Source organism: Pseudomonas sp. F220 (genome assembly GCF_057813935.1).
This window is the reverse complement of sequence record NZ_JBVASJ010000087.1, coordinates 1-2,575: the sequence shown is the minus strand read 5'-3', so window position 1 is coordinate 2,575 and position 2,575 is coordinate 1. Positions and strand designations below refer to the sequence as shown.

Annotated in this window: 3 protein-coding genes; all 3 read right to left on the bottom strand. The window is 48.2% G+C overall.

What is annotated here, in order from left to right; genetic code table 11:
- Positions 1-219: 219 nt before the first annotated feature.
- Positions 220-483, bottom strand: a complete 264-nt coding sequence (locus ACZYSM_RS29035) for a PAAR domain-containing protein (RefSeq protein WP_489077089.1) — start codon at positions 481-483, stop codon at positions 220-222.
- Positions 484-684: 201 nt separating this feature from the next.
- Positions 685-1,215, bottom strand: coding sequence for a hypothetical protein (locus ACZYSM_RS29030; RefSeq protein WP_489077087.1), 531 nt, complete (start codon positions 1,213-1,215; stop codon positions 685-687).
- A partial coding sequence (locus ACZYSM_RS29025) for a glycoside hydrolase family 19 protein (RefSeq protein WP_489077085.1) occupies positions 1,212-2,575 on the bottom strand: 1,364 nt, incomplete at its 5' end. The genes ACZYSM_RS29025 and ACZYSM_RS29030, both read right to left, overlap by 4 nt.

Sequence of the window (2,575 nt, the reverse complement as noted above, 5' to 3'; positions counted from 1 at the left end):
AGAGGTATACCTTTTCGACTTTTGCATCGGGACGCATCATGTGGGGCAGGCTCCTGAGAGAGTTCGGGAGCTCAGCATCGGGCATCAAATATCGGCTTGGAATGTGGGCTTCATGGAGCGGTTACGAAACAGGGGGGTTCAGTTTGCTAACAGGACAATCCTGTCTAGTCAGGGAGCCAACTGGAGCAAATGCGAGCCGCTCTACTTATCTCGGCCTGGTTAGCTCGCGCTCGCTTCGGGCAGCGACGAAATCAACGCACAACCGCAAGCGCAGCGATGCCCGTTAAAGGCGACCGGGATGCCATTGTCGCGAAATACCGGATGCCCTTCGACAATCACCGTTCGGCCATGACCAGGAATTGGGCAGCTCACCGGGTCACCCTGGCGAGCCACACCTATGCCTTTGAAAATCATGACCGTGGAGCCTGATAGAACGGTTCCGCCACTGGTGGTTTTATCGCCAATACGGATGATACCTTTCATGCCTATCTCTACACAAAAAACAATTCGGTTGCTGACCAACTGGCTTCGTTTACTCAACATTATCAAAGACGGATTCACTATGCTTTGATAATGAAAATTATCGGAGACTTCCATACCCGGCAATAAACTACAAATACCAATCAAGCAAACTGAAACCATTAGCTAGTATTTATTTCGCCAAACTTTACCTCCCCTACAAGCTCAACGTGGCTTTTCGTCGTCTTTTGAATTTTGACTAGGCGGGAATAGAAAAGCATTATCTCTAACGCTTTCATCTTCCACATCTTGAATTGCTTCGCTAGTTAGATTTTTTTCCCCAAAAGAGTTATCTGTACACTCAGCACCCATCAAGCTCCTGTCATTCTTAGCCACATCCAAAAAGGCTCTCGCTCCAAATGTCTCCTGCGGCACACCAAAAACATAGCTATATTCTTTCCGCCTAAATCCAAAATAAACTGTATACGTAGCAGCATCCACCCAGCGACTCAGTGGAGCAGCCTTTGAAAAGTCGACATCCAGTTCAGCTTTTGATTTTAAACCAAACCTGTAACTAACTATTTTTTTATCAGCGCTCGCACAAAAAGATAAAATTCTTCTTTTTTTTTCTTTCAGATGACACGAGGCGATCATTGTCTCTCCAGAGGCACACAGGTTAGCTTCAGCCCCGAGAGTAATTGTATGCATGCCGAAAAAAGCCAAAAAAGCAAAGACCCGCAATTCAATATTTTTCATGTCAGAATTTTCTCTATTAGCTGGTATGCCTCTTTTCTTTTTTCAAGCCCCATATCTTCACCGTTTACCTTTTTTGTGACTTTTACAACATCCAAAAGACCATTCCCATGCTCTGCATCGTAGATCTTATAGGTTAACCAGAACCACAAAGCACTTCTTATAGCCGTAGTTCCCTTGTTAATTAGGTCTGGGTCAATCACTGTATTTGGTATGCTGCCCTGCCAATGACCAGCATAGTCTTTCATAAAGTTGTGATATTTTTCATAGCCTGTAATTTGTATTAATCCTCTCCCTCGAAAATTATATCCATCATCAAGAGATGAGGCTCGATTACCATTAAGCCTCTGAAAGTGCTTACGGCCAATTTCTCGCTGGTTCGCTCTTCGGATAAGGTGCCCGTGCACGTCCTTTAAATATCCATCCTGTTCCGCTTCGGCCGGATGAGCACGGTAGTAGACACTAAATAATTTCAAAGCTGCCGGTGAATACTCCCAGCTTTCAGTCACGCCTTTCATAGACGCCCCTACCTCCCCCTTGATTTGAGCAAAGAAGTGGCGCTGTCTTAACCGGGTATCTAATTTGAACTCACCTAAGCGACCATTTATTTCATTTAATACAACCTCGATATCACCATCGTCTGCAGCGGGGAATATTTGCTTCATCTGCTCATGAGTAATGTCCAGAGGGTTAGAGACTGAGAAGGCTCCCACCAACCCCACCGGATGAAAGTGATACACACTCCCCAGCACAGGCAGCCCAACCTTCTCTGCTACCTCATTCCACCAACTGACTTGCTTGATCCGCTCTTTCTCCGCCACCCAGTTCAGGTGCGGGGTCGAGCCGCTATGGCCCAGTACATCGTCCAGCGCATCCCACTTCTGGGGCGTGTAGCACCACTCGCTTTCGTAATAGATGATCAGTTGCGAAAGCGACTGTGCGTAGGCCGGAATGCTGATCGCGGCTTTCAGCTCTTCAGCGGTTATGGTTCCACCATGGTTACGCTTGATGATGTCGTGCAGACGAGTCTTCATCGCCCCCTTGTCCGATGCATCCGCCAAAGCACCATGGCGTTCGAGTTGCTCGTCACTGAAGCGCTTAACAGCGCGAAGAAAAGAAGCCAACGCTTGCCGTGGGGTGTCGTAGTTGAAAATCACGCCGTAGCCCTCCCATGACCAGGGACTGACCCAAGGCGTGACGCCCACTTCTTCGCGCACCCAGCCGTCGGGCAGCGTGTTATCTGCCTCATTGAGCAACCCTTGAAGGCGGTACCAGTTGCAGGCTTTGCGCTCACTCGTAGCCGGGATAGCGATTTTGCTCTCGGCAGACAAGCCATCGAGCAAACTCTTGGGAACCAAGAGGT